This window comes from Aeromonas sp. 604282 (assembly GCF_049170575.1).
In the GTDB taxonomy this organism is placed as follows: Bacteria; Pseudomonadota; Gammaproteobacteria; order Enterobacterales; family Aeromonadaceae; genus Aeromonas; species Aeromonas veronii_A.
The window spans coordinates 1-15,333 of the sequence record NZ_JAAKMV010000024.1 but is presented as its reverse complement, the minus strand read 5'-3'; the positions used below and the strand labels follow the sequence as shown (position 1 = coordinate 15,333).

The window sequence follows — 15,333 nt, the reverse complement described above, 5'->3', positions numbered from 1 at the left end:
TTCAAAGGCTTTTCGAGGTTATCGACGAGGTTGTTTGCGTTGCCGCTTGCCCTGTCGATGGAGGCGCATTATAGGGATCTGGATCACGCTTGCAAGGGTGTTTTCGAATTAAATTCGCATTTTTGGTTCAACCGTTCATTAATCATCCAAAAAGCGCATTTATCCTGCAACAACACACCCGTTTGGCGAGCTCGCTATCCTCTAGATGGCGTGGCGGTGGTAGCAGATCAAGGTTGTGGCGATTTGGTCTCTCTACATCTATATGCATGGTGATCGAGGTCACGCCTTCGGGTAACATAGCGCCCCTTTGCGATTCACACACTCTTGGGCTTTGGAGAGTTTAATGCCTTTTGCACTTGGCCAGCGTTGGATTAGTGATACAGAGACGGATCTGGGGTTGGGGACTGTCGTTGCTGTTGAAGGACGCATGGTTACCCTGTTGTTTCCGGCTACCGGTGAAAACCGCATGTATGCCAAAGAAGAGGCGCCGGTCACCCGGGTCAGCTTCAATGTGGGCGATCAGATCACCAGTCACGAAGACTGGACCATGACGGTCGAAGAAGTGCAGGAGAAAGACGGCCTGCTTATATATGTAGGTGTGCGCACTGACAATAATGAGCCCGTTGCCCTCAAGGAAGTGTTTCTCAACAACTTTATCAAGTTCAACAAGCCGCAGGATCGCCTGTTCGCCGGTCAGATCGATCGGATGTCCCGCTTCACCCTGCGCTACGAAGCGCTGGTCAACCAGCACCAGCGTCGTCGCAACCCGACTCGTGGTCTGGCCGGTGGCCGGGTCAGCCTGATCCCGCACCAGCTCTATATTGCCCATGAAGTGGGTCACCGCTACGCTCCGCGCGTACTGCTGGCCGATGAGGTTGGCCTGGGCAAGACCATCGAAGCGGGCATGATCATTCATCAGCAGCTGCTCTCCGGCCGCGCCCATCGCGTGCTCATTCTGCTGCCCGAGACGCTCCAGCACCAATGGCTGGTCGAAATGCTGCGCCGTTTCAACCTGCACTTCTCCCTGTTTGACGAGGAGCGCTGCATCGAGGCGTTTGCCGATGCGGAGAACCCCTTCGAGACCGAACAGCTGGTGATCTGCAGCCTCGACTTCCTGCGCAAGAAGCGTCGTCGCTTCGAGCAGGTGCTGGAAGCCGAGTGGGATCTGCTGGTTGTCGACGAAGCCCACCATCTGGAGTGGAGTGAAGAGGCGCCGAGCCGTGCCTATGAAATGGTGGAAGCGCTGGCCGAACAGGTGCCGGGCGTGCTGCTGCTGACTGCGACACCGGATCAGCTGGGCCACCAGAGCCACTTTGCCCGTCTGCGCCTGCTCGATCCCGAACGTTTCTACGACTACGAGGCTTTCCTCGCCGAGGAGCAGGCCTATGGTCAGGTCGCCAGCGCCGCACAAGAGCTGCTGGATGGCGAGACCCTGAGCGATGAAGCCAGACAGATCCTCGCCAGCCAGCTGGAAGGGCTGGACTTGAGCGATGCTGAGGCCCGCCAGCAGGCAGTCGCCAAGCTGCTGGACCAGCACGGCACCGGCCGGGTGCTGTTCCGTAACAGCCGCGCCAATATTCAGGGCTTCCCCGAGCGTCACCTCAACGTCTACCCTATGCCGCTGCCGGAGCAATACAAGACTGCCATCAAGGTGATGGGCATGATGGGTGGTAACGGTGGCGATCTGCAGACCCGTGCCCTGCGCTACCTCTATCCCGAGAAGATCTTCCAGCAGTTCGAAGGCGACAACGCCACCTGGACCCAGTTCGACCCGCGCGTAGAATGGTTGCTGGAGCTGCTGCTCTCAGCCCGCCAGCAGAAGGTGCTGGTGATCTGCTCCGAAGCGGCGACCGCCATCGCGCTGGAAGAGGCGCTGCGTACCCGTGAAGGGATCCGTGGTGCCGTGTTCCACGAAGGGATGTCGATCCTCGAGCGGGACAAGGCCTCCGCCTATTTCGCCCAGCAAGAGGGTGGCGCCCAAGTGCTGCTCTGCTCCGAGATCGGTTCAGAAGGACGCAACTTCCAGTTTGCCAGTCATCTGGTGCTGTTCGATCTGCCGCTCAATCCGGATCTGCTGGAACAACGTATCGGCCGACTGGATCGTATCGGTCAGCAGAATACCGTCGAGATCCACGTTCCCTATCTGGAAGGGACTGCCCAGCGCGCCCTGCAGCTCTGGTATCACGATGGTCTGGACGCGTTCGAGCAGACCTGCCCGACTGCCCGCCCGGTATTCGAAGCGGTACGTGAAGAGCTGTTCGAGCTGCTGGCCGCCAACACCGGCGATCAGGCGGCACTCGACGTCCTGCTGGTCAAGACCCGCGAACTGCACGAGCCGCTCAAGGCCCGACTGGAGCAGGGCCGCGATCGCCTGCTGGAGATCCACTCCAGCGGTGGCGCCGCCGCCCAGCAGTTGGTCGACAAGCTGGCCGCCGAAGATGACGACACCGGCATGATCTCCTTTGCCCTCAAGATGTTCGACGAGATAGGCGTCAATCAGGATGACCGTGGCGAGAACGCGCTGGTGCTGACTCCCGGTGATCATATGCTGGTTTCCAGCTTCCCAGGCCTGCCGCAAGATGGCATGACCATCACCTTCGATCGCAACACCGCCCTGTCGCGGGATGACATGGCGCTGCTCTCCTGGGATCACCCCATGATGCGCGGCGGTATCGACCTGATCCTGGGCTCCGAGATCGGTGCCACCTCGGTCGCACTGCTCAAGAACAAGGCGCTGCCCATCGGCTCCATCCTGCTTGAGCTGATCTTTGTCGCCGAGTCTGCGGCCCATCCCCAGCTCTACCGCTTCATGCCGCCGACGCCAATCCGTCTGCTGATGGACAAGAACGGCCAGAATCTGGGTGAGAAAGTGGCGTTCGATGCCTTCAACCGCCAGCTGACTCCGGTCAATCGCCACCTCGGCAGCAAGCTCGTGACTGCATCCCAACCGGTGATCCACGGTCTGATTGGCAAGGGCCAGGCCATTGCCGAAGAGCTGAAAGCCGGGATTGTCGACAAGGCCCGCGCCCAGATGGCGCAGACCCTGCAGCAGGATCTGGATCGTCTGGAAGCGCTCAAGGCGGTCAACCCGAACGTGCGCGACAGCGAACTGGATTATCTGCGCAATCTGCAGGCAGAATTGCACCACCTGATCGATCAGACCCAACTCAAGCTGGATGCAATCCGCTTTATCGTGGTTACCCATAACTGATGGGGGCTTGCCCCCACCTTCTGATGCGAGACATTTATGTTTGAATACTCACCGCCTCTGGAACCCTGGCTCGATATCCTGTTCAAGGACAAGGACATCATGGTGGTCAACAAGCCCACTGGCCTGCTAAGCGTCCCCGGGCGCGGCCCCGAGAATGAAGACAGCGTCCTGCATCGGGTGAAGCAGCAACACCCCAAGGCGGCGGCAGCTCATCGCCTCGACATGTCCACCACGGGCGTCATTGTCATTCCTCTCAATCCCAACTCTCATCGGGAGCTGAGTCGACAATTTCGCGAGCGGGAGACCGAGAAGCACTACCTCGCCTGGGTGTGGGGCGAGCCGGAAGCAGAGTCGGGTCAGGTCGATCTGCCGCTCTGCGTCGACTGGCCCAACCGCCCGAAACAGAAGGTGGATCACGAGGAGGGGCGTAACGCTCTTACCCTGTGGGAAAAACTGAAAGTGGAGAACGGCAACAGCCTGATCAAGCTGACCCCCATCACAGGTCGTTCGCACCAGCTGCGCGTCCATATGCTGGAGCTGGGGCACCCGATTCTGGGTGACAACCTCTACGCCCATACGGATGCGCTGGCGGCTGCGCCCCATCTCTACCTGCATGCGGCCATGCTGACCATCAGCCACCCCCGCAGCGGCGAGCGGATGACCTTCGAAGCGCCGGCACCTTTCCCGGTCTGACCCCGCAAATCGCAGAGATAAAAAAGCCCCCATCGCGAGATGGGGGCTTTTTCATTAGGGTCAGACGCGAATATCGATCTTGCTTCCCAAAGAAGCGCTGGCCGATGTCGGTGCAACCGGCGCTGATTGCGCTGCGTTTTGCAGCAGCTTCAGCGCAGCTTCGCCCTCTTGGGTCTGCTGTTTCTTGGCCAGACTGGCCGTCATCAGAGCAGAACCAAACGACGCATTTGCAGAACTTGATATATCCATAGGGTTCCTCCTGCACTCAACAGTATCGACCAAGCGGCCCCGAACATAAGCACTGAATGCAAAACAATCTGAAAGTTGCTTTTCTATCAATCAGATAGCAATAGCATTCATGGTCCCTGTTCACCGCTGGATGACGCCTTCAAGCTCCTGTGCCGTCATCGCCCGAAGCACCTTGCAAGGGTTGCCAGCCGCCACCACGTTGGCGGGCACATCTTTGATCACCACCGAACCGGCGCCGATGACGCTGTTGTCACCAATGGTGACGCCTGGGCAGATAACAGTGCTGCCGCCGATCCAGACGTTGTGACCGACCCGCACCGGCTTGCCGAATTCGACACCCTTGATACGTGGCGCCACCGCCACCGGGTGAGCGGCGGTGTAGATCTGCACCCCGGGCGCCAGCAGCACGTTGTCGCCGATGTGCACCTCGCAGACGTCGAGGATGGTGCAACCCACGTTGGCGTAGAAGTTCTCGCCGACGAAGATGTTGGCACCATAGTCGCAGAAGAATGGCGGATTGATGGCACACTCCTGGCCGCGGCCACCGAGCAGCTCGTGCAGCAAAGCATCCCGCGCCGGTTTCTCCTGCCAGCTGGTGTTGAAGGTGTGATAGAGCCTGCGGCAGCGCTCGCGCGCCGCTTTCAGCTCGGGATCGCCCGCATCATAAGGCTCCCCCGCAACCATCTTCTGCCACTCGGCACCACGCACCACCGTCTCCATTACCTACTCCATCAGCCAGATCAGGGATTCATAAGGGCGCAGCATACCCGATTGCGGTTGGGCCGGGCTATCGGGGTAGTTGCCGAGCAGCAGGCGACCTTGAGCGCTTTGCAGCTCGGCAGGCAAGACAAACTCCACCGGCTCACCATAGAAGTTGCTCACCACCAGCAAGGTCTGACCGTTAGCGCGGCGGGCATAGGCCCAGATCTGCGGGTGCCCGGTCAGCAGCTCCTGATAATCCCCCTGAGTGAAGATGGGGTGAGCCTTGCGAAGGGCGATGAGATCCCGATAGTGCCAGAACACCGAGTGCTGGTCGGCCAGCGCCGCCTCGGCATTGACCTCGGAATAGTTGGCGGCTGGCTTGAGCCAGGGTGTCCCTTGGGTGAAACCGGCGTTGGGGGCGGAGCTCCACTGCATCGGGGTGCGCGAGTTGTCGCGGGACTTGGAACCGAGAATGGCGAGGATCTCGGCCTCGCTCATCCCTTCCGCCTGCTTGATGGCGAAGATGTTGCGGCTCTCCACATCCTGATAGTCATCGATGCGCTGATAGCCGGGGTTGGTCATGCCGATCTCCTCCCCCTGATAGATGTAGGGGGTGCCTTGCAGGCCGTGCAGCGTGCTGGCCAGCATCTTGGCGGCCACCACCCGATGCTCGCCCTCATCGCCAAAGCGGGAGACGATGCGCGGCTGATCGTGGTTGCACCAGAACAGCGCCGACCACCCCTTGCCGTGCATGCCGCTCTGCCAGTGGTTGAAGATGCGCTTGAGTTCGAGGAAGTCGAACGGCGCCTTGGTCCACTTGTCGCCGTTGGGGTAATCCACCTTGAGGTGGTGGAAGTTGAATACCATGGAGAGCTCGGAGCCATCGAGGGCACCATAGCGCTGGCAATGCTCCAGACTGGTGGAGGACATCTCTCCCACCGTCATGGCCCCCACCGGAGCAAAGACGTCGCGGCTCACGTCCTGCAGGAATTCGTGGATGCGCGGGCCGTCGGTATAGAAGCGGCGGCCATCGCCAATCTCGTCGTTCGGGAACGCCTGATCCTTGGAGATAAGGTTGATGACGTCGAGTCGGAAACCGTCCACCCCCTTCTTGGCCCAGAAGTGGATGATCTTTTTAACCTCGGCGCGCACCGCCGGATTTTCCCAGTTGAGATCCGCCTGCTCGCGGGCAAACAGGTGCAGGTAGTACTGACCGGTGGCCGAGTCCAGCTCCCAGGCGCTGCCACCAAACTTGGATTGCCAGTTGTTGGGCACGCCGCCATCAATCGGATCGCGCCAGATGTAGTAGTCGCGGTAGGGGCTGTTCTTGTCCCCCTGCGCCGACTTGAACCAGGCGTGCTCGGTGGAGGTGTGGTTGACCACGATATCCATCACGATGCGGATGTCGCGCGCGTGGGCGGCGGCCAGCAGCGCCTCGAAATCATCCATGGTGCCGTAGGCGGGGTCGATGGCAAGGTAGTCGGCGATGTCGTAGCCGTTGTCTACCTGTGGAGAGACGTAGACCGGGGTCAGCCAGAGGGCATCGACCCCCAGCGTCTTGAGGTAATCGAGGCGGGCCATGATCCCCTTGAGGTCGCCGGTGCCACGGGCGCCGGAATCCTGAAAGCTCTTGGGGTAAATCTGGTAAATCACGGCACTCTGCCACCAGGGTGTTTGGCTCATGGGTCTTTCTCTTGTCTCGAATATGAAATGGAGAGGGCGACCCGCGGGTCGCCCTGATAATCAGTGTCAGGCGCTGGCTTGGGCCAACTTGCCAGCCGCTTGCTGACGCTTGTAGACCAGCAGGGTCAGCACCACCGGCACCACGATGGCGACCAGCATGGCGATGGCGAACACCGCCCAGTATTGCGGCTGGATGGAGAGGATACCCGGCAGGCCCCCTACCCCGATGCCGTTGGCCATCACTCCGGCGAAACCGCAGATAAGGGCCGCAAGGCTGGACCCCACCATGGCGCACAGCATGGGGAACTTGTACTTGAGGTTGATACCGTACATGGCCGGTTCGGTCACCCCGAGGTAGGCGGAGATGGCAGCAGGCACCGAGATCTCCCGCTCGTTCTCCTTGCGGCTAATCAGAATGATGCCGACGACCGCAGAAGCCTGAGCGATGTTGGAGAGGGCGATCAGCGGCCAGATCGGGGTGCCACCCATGCTCTGCATCAGCTGCAGATCCACCGCGTTGGTGGTGTGGTGAATGCCGGTAATAACCAGCGGTGCGTAGAGGAAACCGAACAGGGCAGCGCCGATGGGAGCAAAGGAGCCGGTCATGGCAGCCTTGGCAGCGAAACCGACGCCATCACCAATCCAGCGACCGAACGGGCCGATAAAGGCGTGGGCCACGATCACTGCCAGCAGCAGCGAGACAAACGGTACAATCACCAGATAGAGGTAAGCCGGAATGATCCGCTTGAGGTTGGTCTCAACCCAAGCCAGGAAGACACCCGCCAGCAGCGCCGGAATGACCTGGGCCTGATAACCTACCTTCTGGATCACGAACAGGCCGAAGTCCCACACCTCGGGAGTCTGCTGACCAATGCCGTAGGCATTCATCAACTGCGGTGACACCAGCGTCACCCCCAGCACGATACCCAGGATCTCGGAGCCGCCCATCTTCTTCACTGCAGACCAGCAGACGCCGACCGGCAGGAAGTGGAAAATAGCCTCGCCCAGCAGCCAGAGGAAGGCGTGCACCTGAGCCCAGAACTGGCTGGTCTCGGTGAGAGTGTGAGTGCCATCGTCGAACATCTTGATGTCGCCGATGACGTTGCGAAAGCCCAGGATCAGACCGCCGGTGATGATGGCGGGCAGCAGCGGAACGAAGATCTCCGCCAGATGGGAGATGCCTCGCTCCAGCGGGTTCATGTTCTGGCGCGCCGCCTGCTTGGCGGTCTCCTTGCTGCCACCGCTGACGCCGAGCTGCTCGGTCAGCGCCTTGTACCACTGCTCTACCTCATTACCGATCACCACCTGGAACTGACCGCCTTGGATGAAGCTTCCCTTCACTGCCGGAATGGTTTCGATGGCCTTGCTGTCGGCCTTGGCCGGATCGTTCAGGACGAAGCGCAACCGGGTCAGGCAGTGGCTGACGGTGGCGATGTTCTCCTTGCCGCCGATCTTGTCGATCAGGGTGGCAAGCTGCTGTGCGTTGATCTTGGACATGGGTCTTCCCTCTGTGACGCCATTGAATAGTGGTCTGTATCGCCCTTTTGAGCCAGTCTGTCGGCCGGAGCGTTTTTGGTATCGTTCCCATTTAGCATGCCGACAATCTGGCCAGATCGAAATGGGAACGTTCCCAATTCGTGGCCAGCGTCACAAGAAGCACACTTTTTGTTCAGTCGGAAGTGATGGGGCTCACAGGGTTCGGCAGGGGGCGATTGTCACCAGCGGAGGCCGATCCTGCTCAATCTGGCCGAGCAGCTGACGCGCCGCCTGCTCCCCCGCCCCTTTGTAACCAAGATCGAGACTGAGGGCGTTGGGGAAGAGGAAACTGAGCATGGGGTTGTTGCCAAGGCCGGTCACCAGTACCTCGCTACGCCCTTGTTCTTGCAGGTATTTTGCCGCACCGATGGCGAGGGTGTCGCTGGCGCAGACCAACGCCTGGGTGGAGGGGGTCAGCAGCTCGGCCGCCAGCCGGTAGCCACTCTGCAGGCTGAGATCGCCGAGGGCGCTGCGCGCGTGCAACCCTTGCTCTGCGCAGTAAGCGAGATAGGCATCGAGGCGGCGCTGGCCGGTGGTGAGGTCCGAGGCATCCACCCCCAGATAGGCGATATCGCGGGCACCACGGCTTGCCAGCTGCGCCAGCATGGTGCGCACCGCACCGGCGTCGTCGAAGCAGACCGAGGAGAAACCGGGATATTCACGAGCGACCAGCACCAGCTTCTCTTTCAGCGGCGTCATGGCGGCATAGTCCAAGTTATTGAAGGCGAACAGGATAATGCCATCCACCCCGCGCCGCTCCAGCACCGCCAGATGCTCCTGTACCTTGGCGGGGGAGAACTTGCTCTCCATCAGCACGGCATCGTAGCCACGCTGGTAGAGGGTCTCCAGCATGCCGCGCACCGCCTGGTTTTCCGAGCTGGAGTCGAGCCGCGAAACGATGATCCCCACCACCTGCTGGCTTTGGCTGCGCATGGCCCGCGCCGACTTGCTCGGCACGAAGCCGTGCTCGGCGATGATCTGCTCCACCCGCTCGCGGGTCTCCTGCTTCACCTTGGGATCCTGATTGAGCACCCGGGAGACGGTCGACTTGCCGACGCCACTCAGTCTGGCGATATCGAGGATGGTCAGTTTCTTGTCCATGAATTGGCTCACAGGAGGCTAGGCGGTGGAATTGCCCACATTGTTGTGATTAACCCCTGTGAATACAAGCCCATGGCGTTAGAATGCCCTTTTTGCCCCGCCGTCAGGGTGTGTGGGCACAGCACAGGACGCCCATCATGGATCTGCTGGCCAGTCTGCTCTTCTCCCTCTCCATCACAGGCCCCATCTGCGTGGTGCTGCTGCTCGGCATCTTGCTCAAGCAGCTGGGCCTGTTGCCCGACAGCTTCGTCGAGTCCGCCTCCCGCCTGGTGTTTCAGGTCACCCTGCCCGCCCTCCTGTTCCTCAGCATGGTGCGCACCGATTTTTCCACCATGCCGAGCCCCTGGCTTATCCTCTACGGCCTGCTCGGCACCCTCACCGGTTTTCTGATCCTTGAGGTATTGGCAGCCCGCTTCATCCCGGAGCGGCGTCAACGCGGGATCTTTGTACAGGGCAGCTTTCGCGGCAACATGGGGATCATGGGGCTGGCCTATGTGCAAAACGCTTACGGGCCCGAAGGGATCGGCGCCGCCGCCCTGCTGGTGGGCTCGGTCACCGTGCTCTACAACGTGCTCGCGGTGATCACCCTGACCCGCAGCTTGGGGGGCAGCAAGGGGATCAAACCGATCCTCAAGGGGATCGCCAAAAATCCGCTGATCATCGCCATTCTATCCGCCCTGCCCTTCGGCCTGCTCGGCATCGAGTTGCCCCAACTGGTGATCACTACCGGCAACTACTTCGCCAACATGACCCTGCCACTGGCCCTGCTCTGCACCGGCGCCAGCCTCAACCTCAAGGCCCTGCGCGGGGGCGCCCTGCTGACTGGCTGGGCCACGGCAAACCGGCTGTTCTGCATCCCTCTGCTGCTGGTACTTGGTGCCTGGGCACTGGATTTCAGCCCGCAGGCGCTCGGCATCCTGTTTCTCATCAGCTCCACCCCCACCGCAGCCGCCAGCTATGTGATGACCCGCGCCATGGGGGGCGACAGCGTGCTGGCCGCAAACATCATCGCCACCACCACCCTCGGCTCACTGCTCACCACTAGTCTGGGAGCAACTCTGATGAACTATCTGGGTCTTATGTACTGACGGCTTGACCTTGCCGGAGGCGGCAGCTTTAGGCTGGCGCCCATCAACAGAGGAGATATCCCATGACCATCGAACTCACCGTGTCCGGCATGTCCTGCGGTGGCTGCGCCGCCAGTCTGCAAAAAGCGCTGCTGGCCCAGCCTGCGGTCACCACCGCGACCGTCGATTTCGCCAGCAGCAAGGCCGTCATCGAGAGTGATCTGAGCAAGGCCGAGCTGATCGCCCTGATCGAAGCCAAGGGTTTCTCTGCGAGTTAAATTATCTCCATAGAGGTATCAAACAGGTTAAAAATCTGTACTCACCTGTCTTTTGGTGAGTTTTATCACAGACCCGGGTTATTAAACGGGCAAACTTGCTGCGATTATTCCAACCACAAGGATTTGCAGCATGACCCTACCGATCCGCAAGACCCTGCTCGCCGCCGTCGTCGGCCTGACCCTCTCCCCCATGGCAATGGCCCTGCCCAACGTCCATATTCTGGCAACCGGCGGCACCATTGCCGGAGCTGGCCAGTCGGCTACCCAGTCCAACTACGAGGCTGGCAAGGTGGCCATCGAAACCCTGATCGCCGCCGTGCCCGAGATGAAGAACGTGGCCGATGTGCAGGGTGAGCAGGTGGTGAAGATCGGCTCCCAGGACATGAACGACGAGGTGTGGCTCAAGCTGGCCAAGCGGGTCAACGAGCTGCTGGCCAAGGATGACGTGGATGGCATCGTCATTACCCACGGCACCGACACCATGGAAGAGACCGCCTACTTCCTCAATCTGACCGTCAAGAGCGACAAGCCGGTGGTGCTGGTCGGCGCCATGCGCCCCTCCACCGCCATGAGTGCCGATGGCCCGCTCAACCTCTACAACGCCGTAGTGACCGCCTCCGACCCCGCCTCCAAGGGCCGTGGCGTGATGGTGGCGATGAACGACACAGTGCTGGATGCCCGCGACGTCACCAAGACCAACACCACCGGGGTGCAAACCTTCGCCTCCCCCAACTTTGGCCCGCTCGGTTACATCCACAACGGCAAGATCGACTATCAGCGCAGCCCGGCCCGTCTGCACACCAGCAAGACGCCGTTTGACGTGAGCAAGCTCGACAAGCTGCCGCAAGTCGGCATCGTCTACAGCTACGCCAACGCCACCGACTTGCCGGCCAAAGCGATGGTGGATGCCAAGTTCGACGGCATCGTCAGTGCCGGGGTGGGTAACGGCAACCTCTACCACACCCTGTTCGATACCTTGGCCAAGGCGAGCAAGGATGGCATCCGCGTCGTGCGCTCCGCCCGCGTACCGACCGGCGCCACCACCCTGGATGCCGAGATCGATGATGCCAAGTACGGCTTCGTAGCCTCCGGCACTCTCAACCCGCAGAAAGCGCGGGTGCTGCTGATGCTCTCCCTGACCCAGAGCAAGGACCCGGCCCAGATCCAGCGCTGGTTCCAGCAGTTCTGACAACAGTTGTCTGAACCATGACAAGCAAGGGCGGGACTTCCCGCCCTTTTCCCTTCTGCAATGCTGCCTCGCCCATTACGCCGTTTGGCGGGGTCATCCTTCCCTTTTCCGGCCATCTTTTTCAGCCACCGCAGAGCGCTGTCATCAAATTAGCGAGCCGGATCACCCGCTTTCACAAGCGCATCGCCGCCAAATTCATTACACTGCCAGCGATCTTATCCACTCAAGGAGTGCTGTTGCTGTATGGAAATATTGATCCTGCTGGGATTGATTTTGCTTAATGGCGTCTTCGCCATGTCAGAAATCGCCATCGTCACCGCACGCAAGGCTCGCCTCGGCAAGCTTGCCTCTGAAGGCAACCGTTCCGCCGCCATTGCCCTCAAACTGGGCGAAGACCCGACCCATTTTCTCTCTGCCGTCCAGATCGGCATTACCAGCATAGGTCTGCTCAACGGTATCTACGGCGAATCCCTGCTGGCCCAGCCCTTTTCCCTCTGGTTGCAGGAGTGGGGACTCCCCGCCAAGAGCAGTGGCCTGATCGCCACCATCATTGTGGTGGTGGTGGTTACTTACCTCTCCATCGTGGTGGGGGAGCTGGTGCCCAAGCGGCTCGGCCAGCTCAATGCCGAGCGCATCGCCTGTCTGGTCGCGCGCCCCATGCACTGGCTCGCCACCCTGACCCGCCCCTTCGTCTGGCTGCTGTCGGCCTCTACCAATGCCAGCCTGCGGCTGCTGCGGGTCAACCAGAACGGCAGCGCCAACGTTACCGAGGAGGAGATCCACGCCATGCTGGTGGAGGGCTCTGAAGCCGGGGTGATCGAGGATCATGAACACACCATGCTGCGCAACGTCTTCCGTCTTGACGAGCGCAGCCTCTCCTCCCTGATGGTGCCGCGCAGCGATATCCGCTATCTGGATCTGGCGCTGCCGCTGGAGACCAACCTGCAGCGGCTGGTGGAGTATCGACACAGCTATTTTCCGGTCTGCGACGGCAACTTGTCAGAATTGGTGGGTATCATCAATGTCAGCAAGGTGCTGCACGCCTATATCAAGGGGGAGCCCATCGATCTGGCTGCCCTGACCCAGGAGGGCAGCCTGCTGCCCGAGACCCTCAACGGCGTCGAGCTGCTCAACCACTTCCGCACCCACAGCGAACAGATGGCGCTGGTGGTTGACGAATATGGCGAGTTGCAGGGACTGGTCACCCAGCAGGATCTGCTGGAGGCGCTGGCGGGGGATTTCCAGCAGGAGGATGGTGAAGACAACTGGGCCTTCCGGCGCGCCGATGGCAGCTGGCTGCTCGACGGCCTGATCCCGTTGCCGGAATTAAAGGACTGTCTGGAGCTGGTTCGTCTGCCAGAAGAAGAAAAACATCACTATCACACCCTCGGAGGGCTTATCATGCTGCTCCTTGGTCGTGTTCCACAAACCGGAGACCTGGTGACACTGGAACAGTGGCAACTGGAAATTGTTGACATGGATGGCCTGCGCATCGACAAGGTGCTCGCCATGCCCTTGACCGATCAACCCAGCTAACCTGCGGAGTTTGCAAGTATGGAGCAGTTTTACCAACTGGCTCACGCCTTTATGAATCACGATCTGAACACACTTTCCGATCCCAAGATGGCCTTCATGATCTGTGGTGTTATTCTGACGTTTCTGGTACTGGAAAACGGATTCATCCCTACCGCCTTTCTGCCCGGTGACAGCCTGCTGATCCTCACAGGCGTGCTCATCTATCAGGATGTATTGTCTCTCGGGGTAATCCCGCTGTTGATCATTGCTACCTTTGTCGGCACCTGGCTCGGTTACATGCAGGGGCGCTTTCTTGGCCACACCCAGCTCTACCATCGGCTGATGTCCCACGTGGAAGAGCGACACCAGCAGAAGGTCTACCACCTGCTGGACAAGTACGGGATCATCACCCTGATAACCGCGCGCTATATCGCCTTCGTGCGCACCGCCTACCCCTATATCGTGGGTGCCACCGAACTGCCCCAGGGGCGCTTTCTCATCGTCAATCTGATCAGCTCCATCATGTGGATCTGCCCGTTGGTCGGGTTTGGCTACTACCTGAGCCACACCAAGCTGGCCGCCGAATACCAGACCCAGTTCTTCAACATCATCATCTATCTGCCGGTGGCCCTGCTGCTGGGTGGCATGGTGGCGCTGGTCTGGCGCTGGATCAGCAAACGCAGGGCCGCGCAGCCGCGGGATTGACCCCTCGCCCAACGCCCGACCTGAAAGCCCTCGCCAGAGGGCTTTTTTGATCGCCTATTTTGCGCAAATAGCAGAAATAGTCCCGCTCGGCCCTTGTAAAGCTGGGGTAAAAATGAGTGAATCTAGCGCCTTTTTTTGGATGGGAACGGAGTCGGTTGTATGTGGTGTCGGATTCGCGCAGCAGCGCTGGTTGTCGGGTTGATGGGAATGTTGGGATTGCCTGCGGTCAGCGCGGCCCCCAACCCTGCCAAACTGGAAGTACGCTCGAGCAGCGCCCTGGTCGTGGATGTAAAAACGGGCAAGACGCTCTACCAGAAGAATGCCACCAAGGTGCGTCCCATCGCCTCCCTCACCAAGCTGATGACAGCGCTGGTGGTGCTGGATGCCAAGCAGAATCTCAACCAGATCATCACGGTCGACAAAAACGATCTGGATCGGGTCAAACACACCCACTCCCGCATCCGCATGGGCACCAAGGTGACCCGCCGCGACGCCCTGCATCTGGCGCTGATGTCCTCCGAAAACCGGATGGCCTCGGCACTGGCGCGTCACTATCCTGGCGGTCGCAGCGCCTTCGTGCGGGCCATGAACAATAAGGCCAGACAATTGGGAATGCGTAATACCCACTTCTACGACTCCACCGGCCTCTCCACCCGCAACGTCTCCACCGCCCAGGATCTGGGCAAGCTGGCTGCCGCCGCCTATCGTCAGCCGCTGATCCGTCAGTTCACTCAGGATGAGAACCGGGAGATGCGCTTCAGCGCCCCCGCCTACAGCCTGATGTTCAACAACACCAACCCGCTGGTGAAAAACCCGGATTGGGACGTGCGCCTCTCCAAGACCGGCTTCACTGACGAAGCGGGGCGCTGTCTGGTGATGCGCGCCAAACCGGATAGCCGCGAGCTCGCCATCGTGCTACTCAACTCGGTGGGCAAACGTACACCCATCGGCGATGCCAACCGCATTCGCAAATGGCTGAAAAGCTGAGTGGATCTCTTCACAAAAAAGGATGCTGCGGCATCCTTTTTTATTGCCCGCAGAACGCCTCGGCAGGCCCTGCAGGATGTTGATGAGCGAATCCTGAGTGATGAGCTGCGCTGCATCTGCCGTTGCAACAGCAGGCATACAGGGCGTCTATAGATGAGGCAAAGGGTGGCAAGGGTTTGCGCTGTAAAGAAGAGCGCGGCGCAATAACAGAAGGGGGTCTGAAAGAGGACAAGAACAGACTGGAAGGCCATCCAGCCGCTATAACGCGAAAACGAATCTGCACCAAAAAGCTAAATATCGCCTATAAAAAAACAGCCCCGACCGAAGTCGAGGCTGTCTGTATGGTGCGCCCGAGAGGATTCGAACCTCTGACCACCTGGTTCGTAGCCAGGTACTCTATCCAGCTGAGCTACGGGC

Annotated in this window: 16 protein-coding genes; 11 read left to right on the top strand and 5 right to left on the bottom strand. The window is 60.2% G+C overall.

Annotated elements, in window-relative coordinates:
• From G5367_RS19970 to rluA, 3 genes are all read left to right on the top strand, one after another.
• A partial coding sequence (locus tag G5367_RS19970; protein ID WP_421245184.1) for a hypothetical protein occupies nucleotides 1-273 on the top strand: 273 nt, incomplete at its 5' end.
• A 70-nt stretch (nucleotides 274-343) separates the two neighbouring features.
• Entirely contained in the window at nucleotides 344-3,211 is a 2,868-nt protein-coding gene (gene rapA / locus G5367_RS19965) for an RNA polymerase-associated protein RapA (RefSeq protein WP_270905457.1), read from the top strand.
• 36 nt (nucleotides 3,212-3,247) lie between these two features.
• Nucleotides 3,248-3,904, top strand: a complete 657-nt coding sequence (gene rluA / locus G5367_RS19960; protein WP_421245185.1) for a bifunctional tRNA pseudouridine(32) synthase/23S rRNA pseudouridine(746) synthase RluA — start codon at nucleotides 3,248-3,250, stop codon at nucleotides 3,902-3,904.
• A 60-nt stretch (nucleotides 3,905-3,964) separates the two neighbouring features.
• Here rluA and G5367_RS19955 read toward each other — a convergent pair whose 3' ends face one another.
• The 5 genes from G5367_RS19955 to treR form a co-directional block, all read right to left on the bottom strand.
• On the bottom strand, nucleotides 3,965-4,153 hold the full coding sequence (locus G5367_RS19955; RefSeq protein ID WP_005336040.1) for a hypothetical protein: 189 nt from the start codon (nucleotides 4,151-4,153) through the stop codon (nucleotides 3,965-3,967).
• Between the two features lie 120 nt (nucleotides 4,154-4,273).
• On the bottom strand, nucleotides 4,274-4,873 hold the full coding sequence (locus G5367_RS19950) for a sugar O-acetyltransferase (RefSeq protein WP_421245186.1): 600 nt from the start codon (nucleotides 4,871-4,873) through the stop codon (nucleotides 4,274-4,276).
• 3 nt (nucleotides 4,874-4,876) lie between these two features.
• On the bottom strand, nucleotides 4,877-6,538 hold the full coding sequence (treC, locus tag G5367_RS19945; protein WP_421245187.1) for an alpha,alpha-phosphotrehalase: 1,662 nt from the start codon (nucleotides 6,536-6,538) through the stop codon (nucleotides 4,877-4,879).
• A gap of 66 nt (nucleotides 6,539-6,604) precedes the next feature.
• Nucleotides 6,605-8,035, bottom strand: coding sequence for a PTS trehalose transporter subunit IIBC (gene treB / locus G5367_RS19940; RefSeq protein ID WP_421245188.1), 1,431 nt, complete (start codon nucleotides 8,033-8,035; stop codon nucleotides 6,605-6,607).
• A 192-nt stretch (nucleotides 8,036-8,227) separates the two neighbouring features.
• On the bottom strand, nucleotides 8,228-9,175 hold the full coding sequence (gene treR, locus G5367_RS19935) for a trehalose operon repressor TreR (RefSeq protein ID WP_421245189.1): 948 nt from the start codon (nucleotides 9,173-9,175) through the stop codon (nucleotides 8,228-8,230).
• 137 nt (nucleotides 9,176-9,312) lie between these two features.
• Between treR and G5367_RS19930 the strand changes: the two genes are divergently transcribed.
• The 8 genes from G5367_RS19930 to G5367_RS19895 all read left to right on the top strand — a co-directional run.
• Nucleotides 9,313-10,263, top strand: coding sequence for an AEC family transporter (locus G5367_RS19930; protein WP_421245190.1), 951 nt, complete (start codon nucleotides 9,313-9,315; stop codon nucleotides 10,261-10,263).
• A gap of 62 nt (nucleotides 10,264-10,325) precedes the next feature.
• On the top strand, nucleotides 10,326-10,520 hold the full coding sequence (locus G5367_RS19925; protein ID WP_100654640.1) for a heavy-metal-associated domain-containing protein: 195 nt from the start codon (nucleotides 10,326-10,328) through the stop codon (nucleotides 10,518-10,520).
• A 130-nt stretch (nucleotides 10,521-10,650) separates the two neighbouring features.
• Nucleotides 10,651-11,709 (top strand): L-asparaginase 2, encoded by a 1,059-nt coding sequence (ansB, locus tag G5367_RS19920; protein ID WP_005348754.1) that lies wholly within the window; start codon nucleotides 10,651-10,653, stop codon nucleotides 11,707-11,709.
• A gap of 17 nt (nucleotides 11,710-11,726) precedes the next feature.
• Nucleotides 11,727-11,990 carry a hypothetical protein gene (locus tag G5367_RS19915; RefSeq protein WP_421245191.1) on the top strand — a complete coding sequence of 88 codons (264 nt, stop codon included), beginning with the start codon at nucleotides 11,727-11,729 and terminating at the stop codon, nucleotides 11,988-11,990.
• Nucleotides 11,953-13,245 (top strand): hemolysin family protein, encoded by a 1,293-nt coding sequence (locus G5367_RS19910; RefSeq protein ID WP_005336050.1) that lies wholly within the window; start codon nucleotides 11,953-11,955, stop codon nucleotides 13,243-13,245. Before G5367_RS19915 ends, G5367_RS19910 begins: the two co-directional genes overlap by 38 nt.
• Nucleotides 13,246-13,263: 18 nt before the next feature.
• Nucleotides 13,264-13,929 (top strand): DedA family protein, encoded by a 666-nt coding sequence (locus G5367_RS19905; protein ID WP_421245192.1) that lies wholly within the window; start codon nucleotides 13,264-13,266, stop codon nucleotides 13,927-13,929.
• A gap of 159 nt (nucleotides 13,930-14,088) precedes the next feature.
• On the top strand, nucleotides 14,089-14,916 hold the full coding sequence (pbpG, locus tag G5367_RS19900) for a D-alanyl-D-alanine endopeptidase (RefSeq protein WP_304520291.1): 828 nt from the start codon (nucleotides 14,089-14,091) through the stop codon (nucleotides 14,914-14,916).
• 176 nt (nucleotides 14,917-15,092) lie between these two features.
• Nucleotides 15,093-15,333: hypothetical protein (locus tag G5367_RS19895; RefSeq protein ID WP_421294922.1), on the top strand; the 241-nt coding region annotated here is incomplete at its 3' end.

Coding starts and splice junctions, on each gene's coding strand:
- rapA (WP_270905457.1), top strand. CDS start 344: ATGCCTTTTGCACTTGGCCAGCGTTGGATTAGTGATACAGAGACGGAT.
- rluA (WP_421245185.1), top strand. CDS start 3,248: ATGTTTGAATACTCACCGCCTCTGGAACCCTGGCTCGATATCCTGTTC.
- G5367_RS19955 (WP_005336040.1), bottom strand. CDS start 4,153: ATGGATATATCAAGTTCTGCAAATGCGTCGTTTGGTTCTGCTCTGATG.
- G5367_RS19950 (WP_421245186.1), bottom strand. CDS start 4,873: ATGGAGACGGTGGTGCGTGGTGCCGAGTGGCAGAAGATGGTTGCGGGG.
- treC (WP_421245187.1), bottom strand. CDS start 6,538: ATGAGCCAAACACCCTGGTGGCAGAGTGCCGTGATTTACCAGATTTAC.
- treB (WP_421245188.1), bottom strand. CDS start 8,035: ATGTCCAAGATCAACGCACAGCAGCTTGCCACCCTGATCGACAAGATC.
- treR (WP_421245189.1), bottom strand. CDS start 9,175: ATGGACAAGAAACTGACCATCCTCGATATCGCCAGACTGAGTGGCGTC.
- G5367_RS19930 (WP_421245190.1), top strand. CDS start 9,313: ATGGATCTGCTGGCCAGTCTGCTCTTCTCCCTCTCCATCACAGGCCCC.
- G5367_RS19925 (WP_100654640.1), top strand. CDS start 10,326: ATGACCATCGAACTCACCGTGTCCGGCATGTCCTGCGGTGGCTGCGCC.
- ansB (WP_005348754.1), top strand. CDS start 10,651: ATGACCCTACCGATCCGCAAGACCCTGCTCGCCGCCGTCGTCGGCCTG.
- G5367_RS19915 (WP_421245191.1), top strand. CDS start 11,727: ATGACAAGCAAGGGCGGGACTTCCCGCCCTTTTCCCTTCTGCAATGCT.
- G5367_RS19910 (WP_005336050.1), top strand. CDS start 11,953: ATGGAAATATTGATCCTGCTGGGATTGATTTTGCTTAATGGCGTCTTC.
- G5367_RS19905 (WP_421245192.1), top strand. CDS start 13,264: ATGGAGCAGTTTTACCAACTGGCTCACGCCTTTATGAATCACGATCTG.
- pbpG (WP_304520291.1), top strand. CDS start 14,089: ATGTGGTGTCGGATTCGCGCAGCAGCGCTGGTTGTCGGGTTGATGGGA.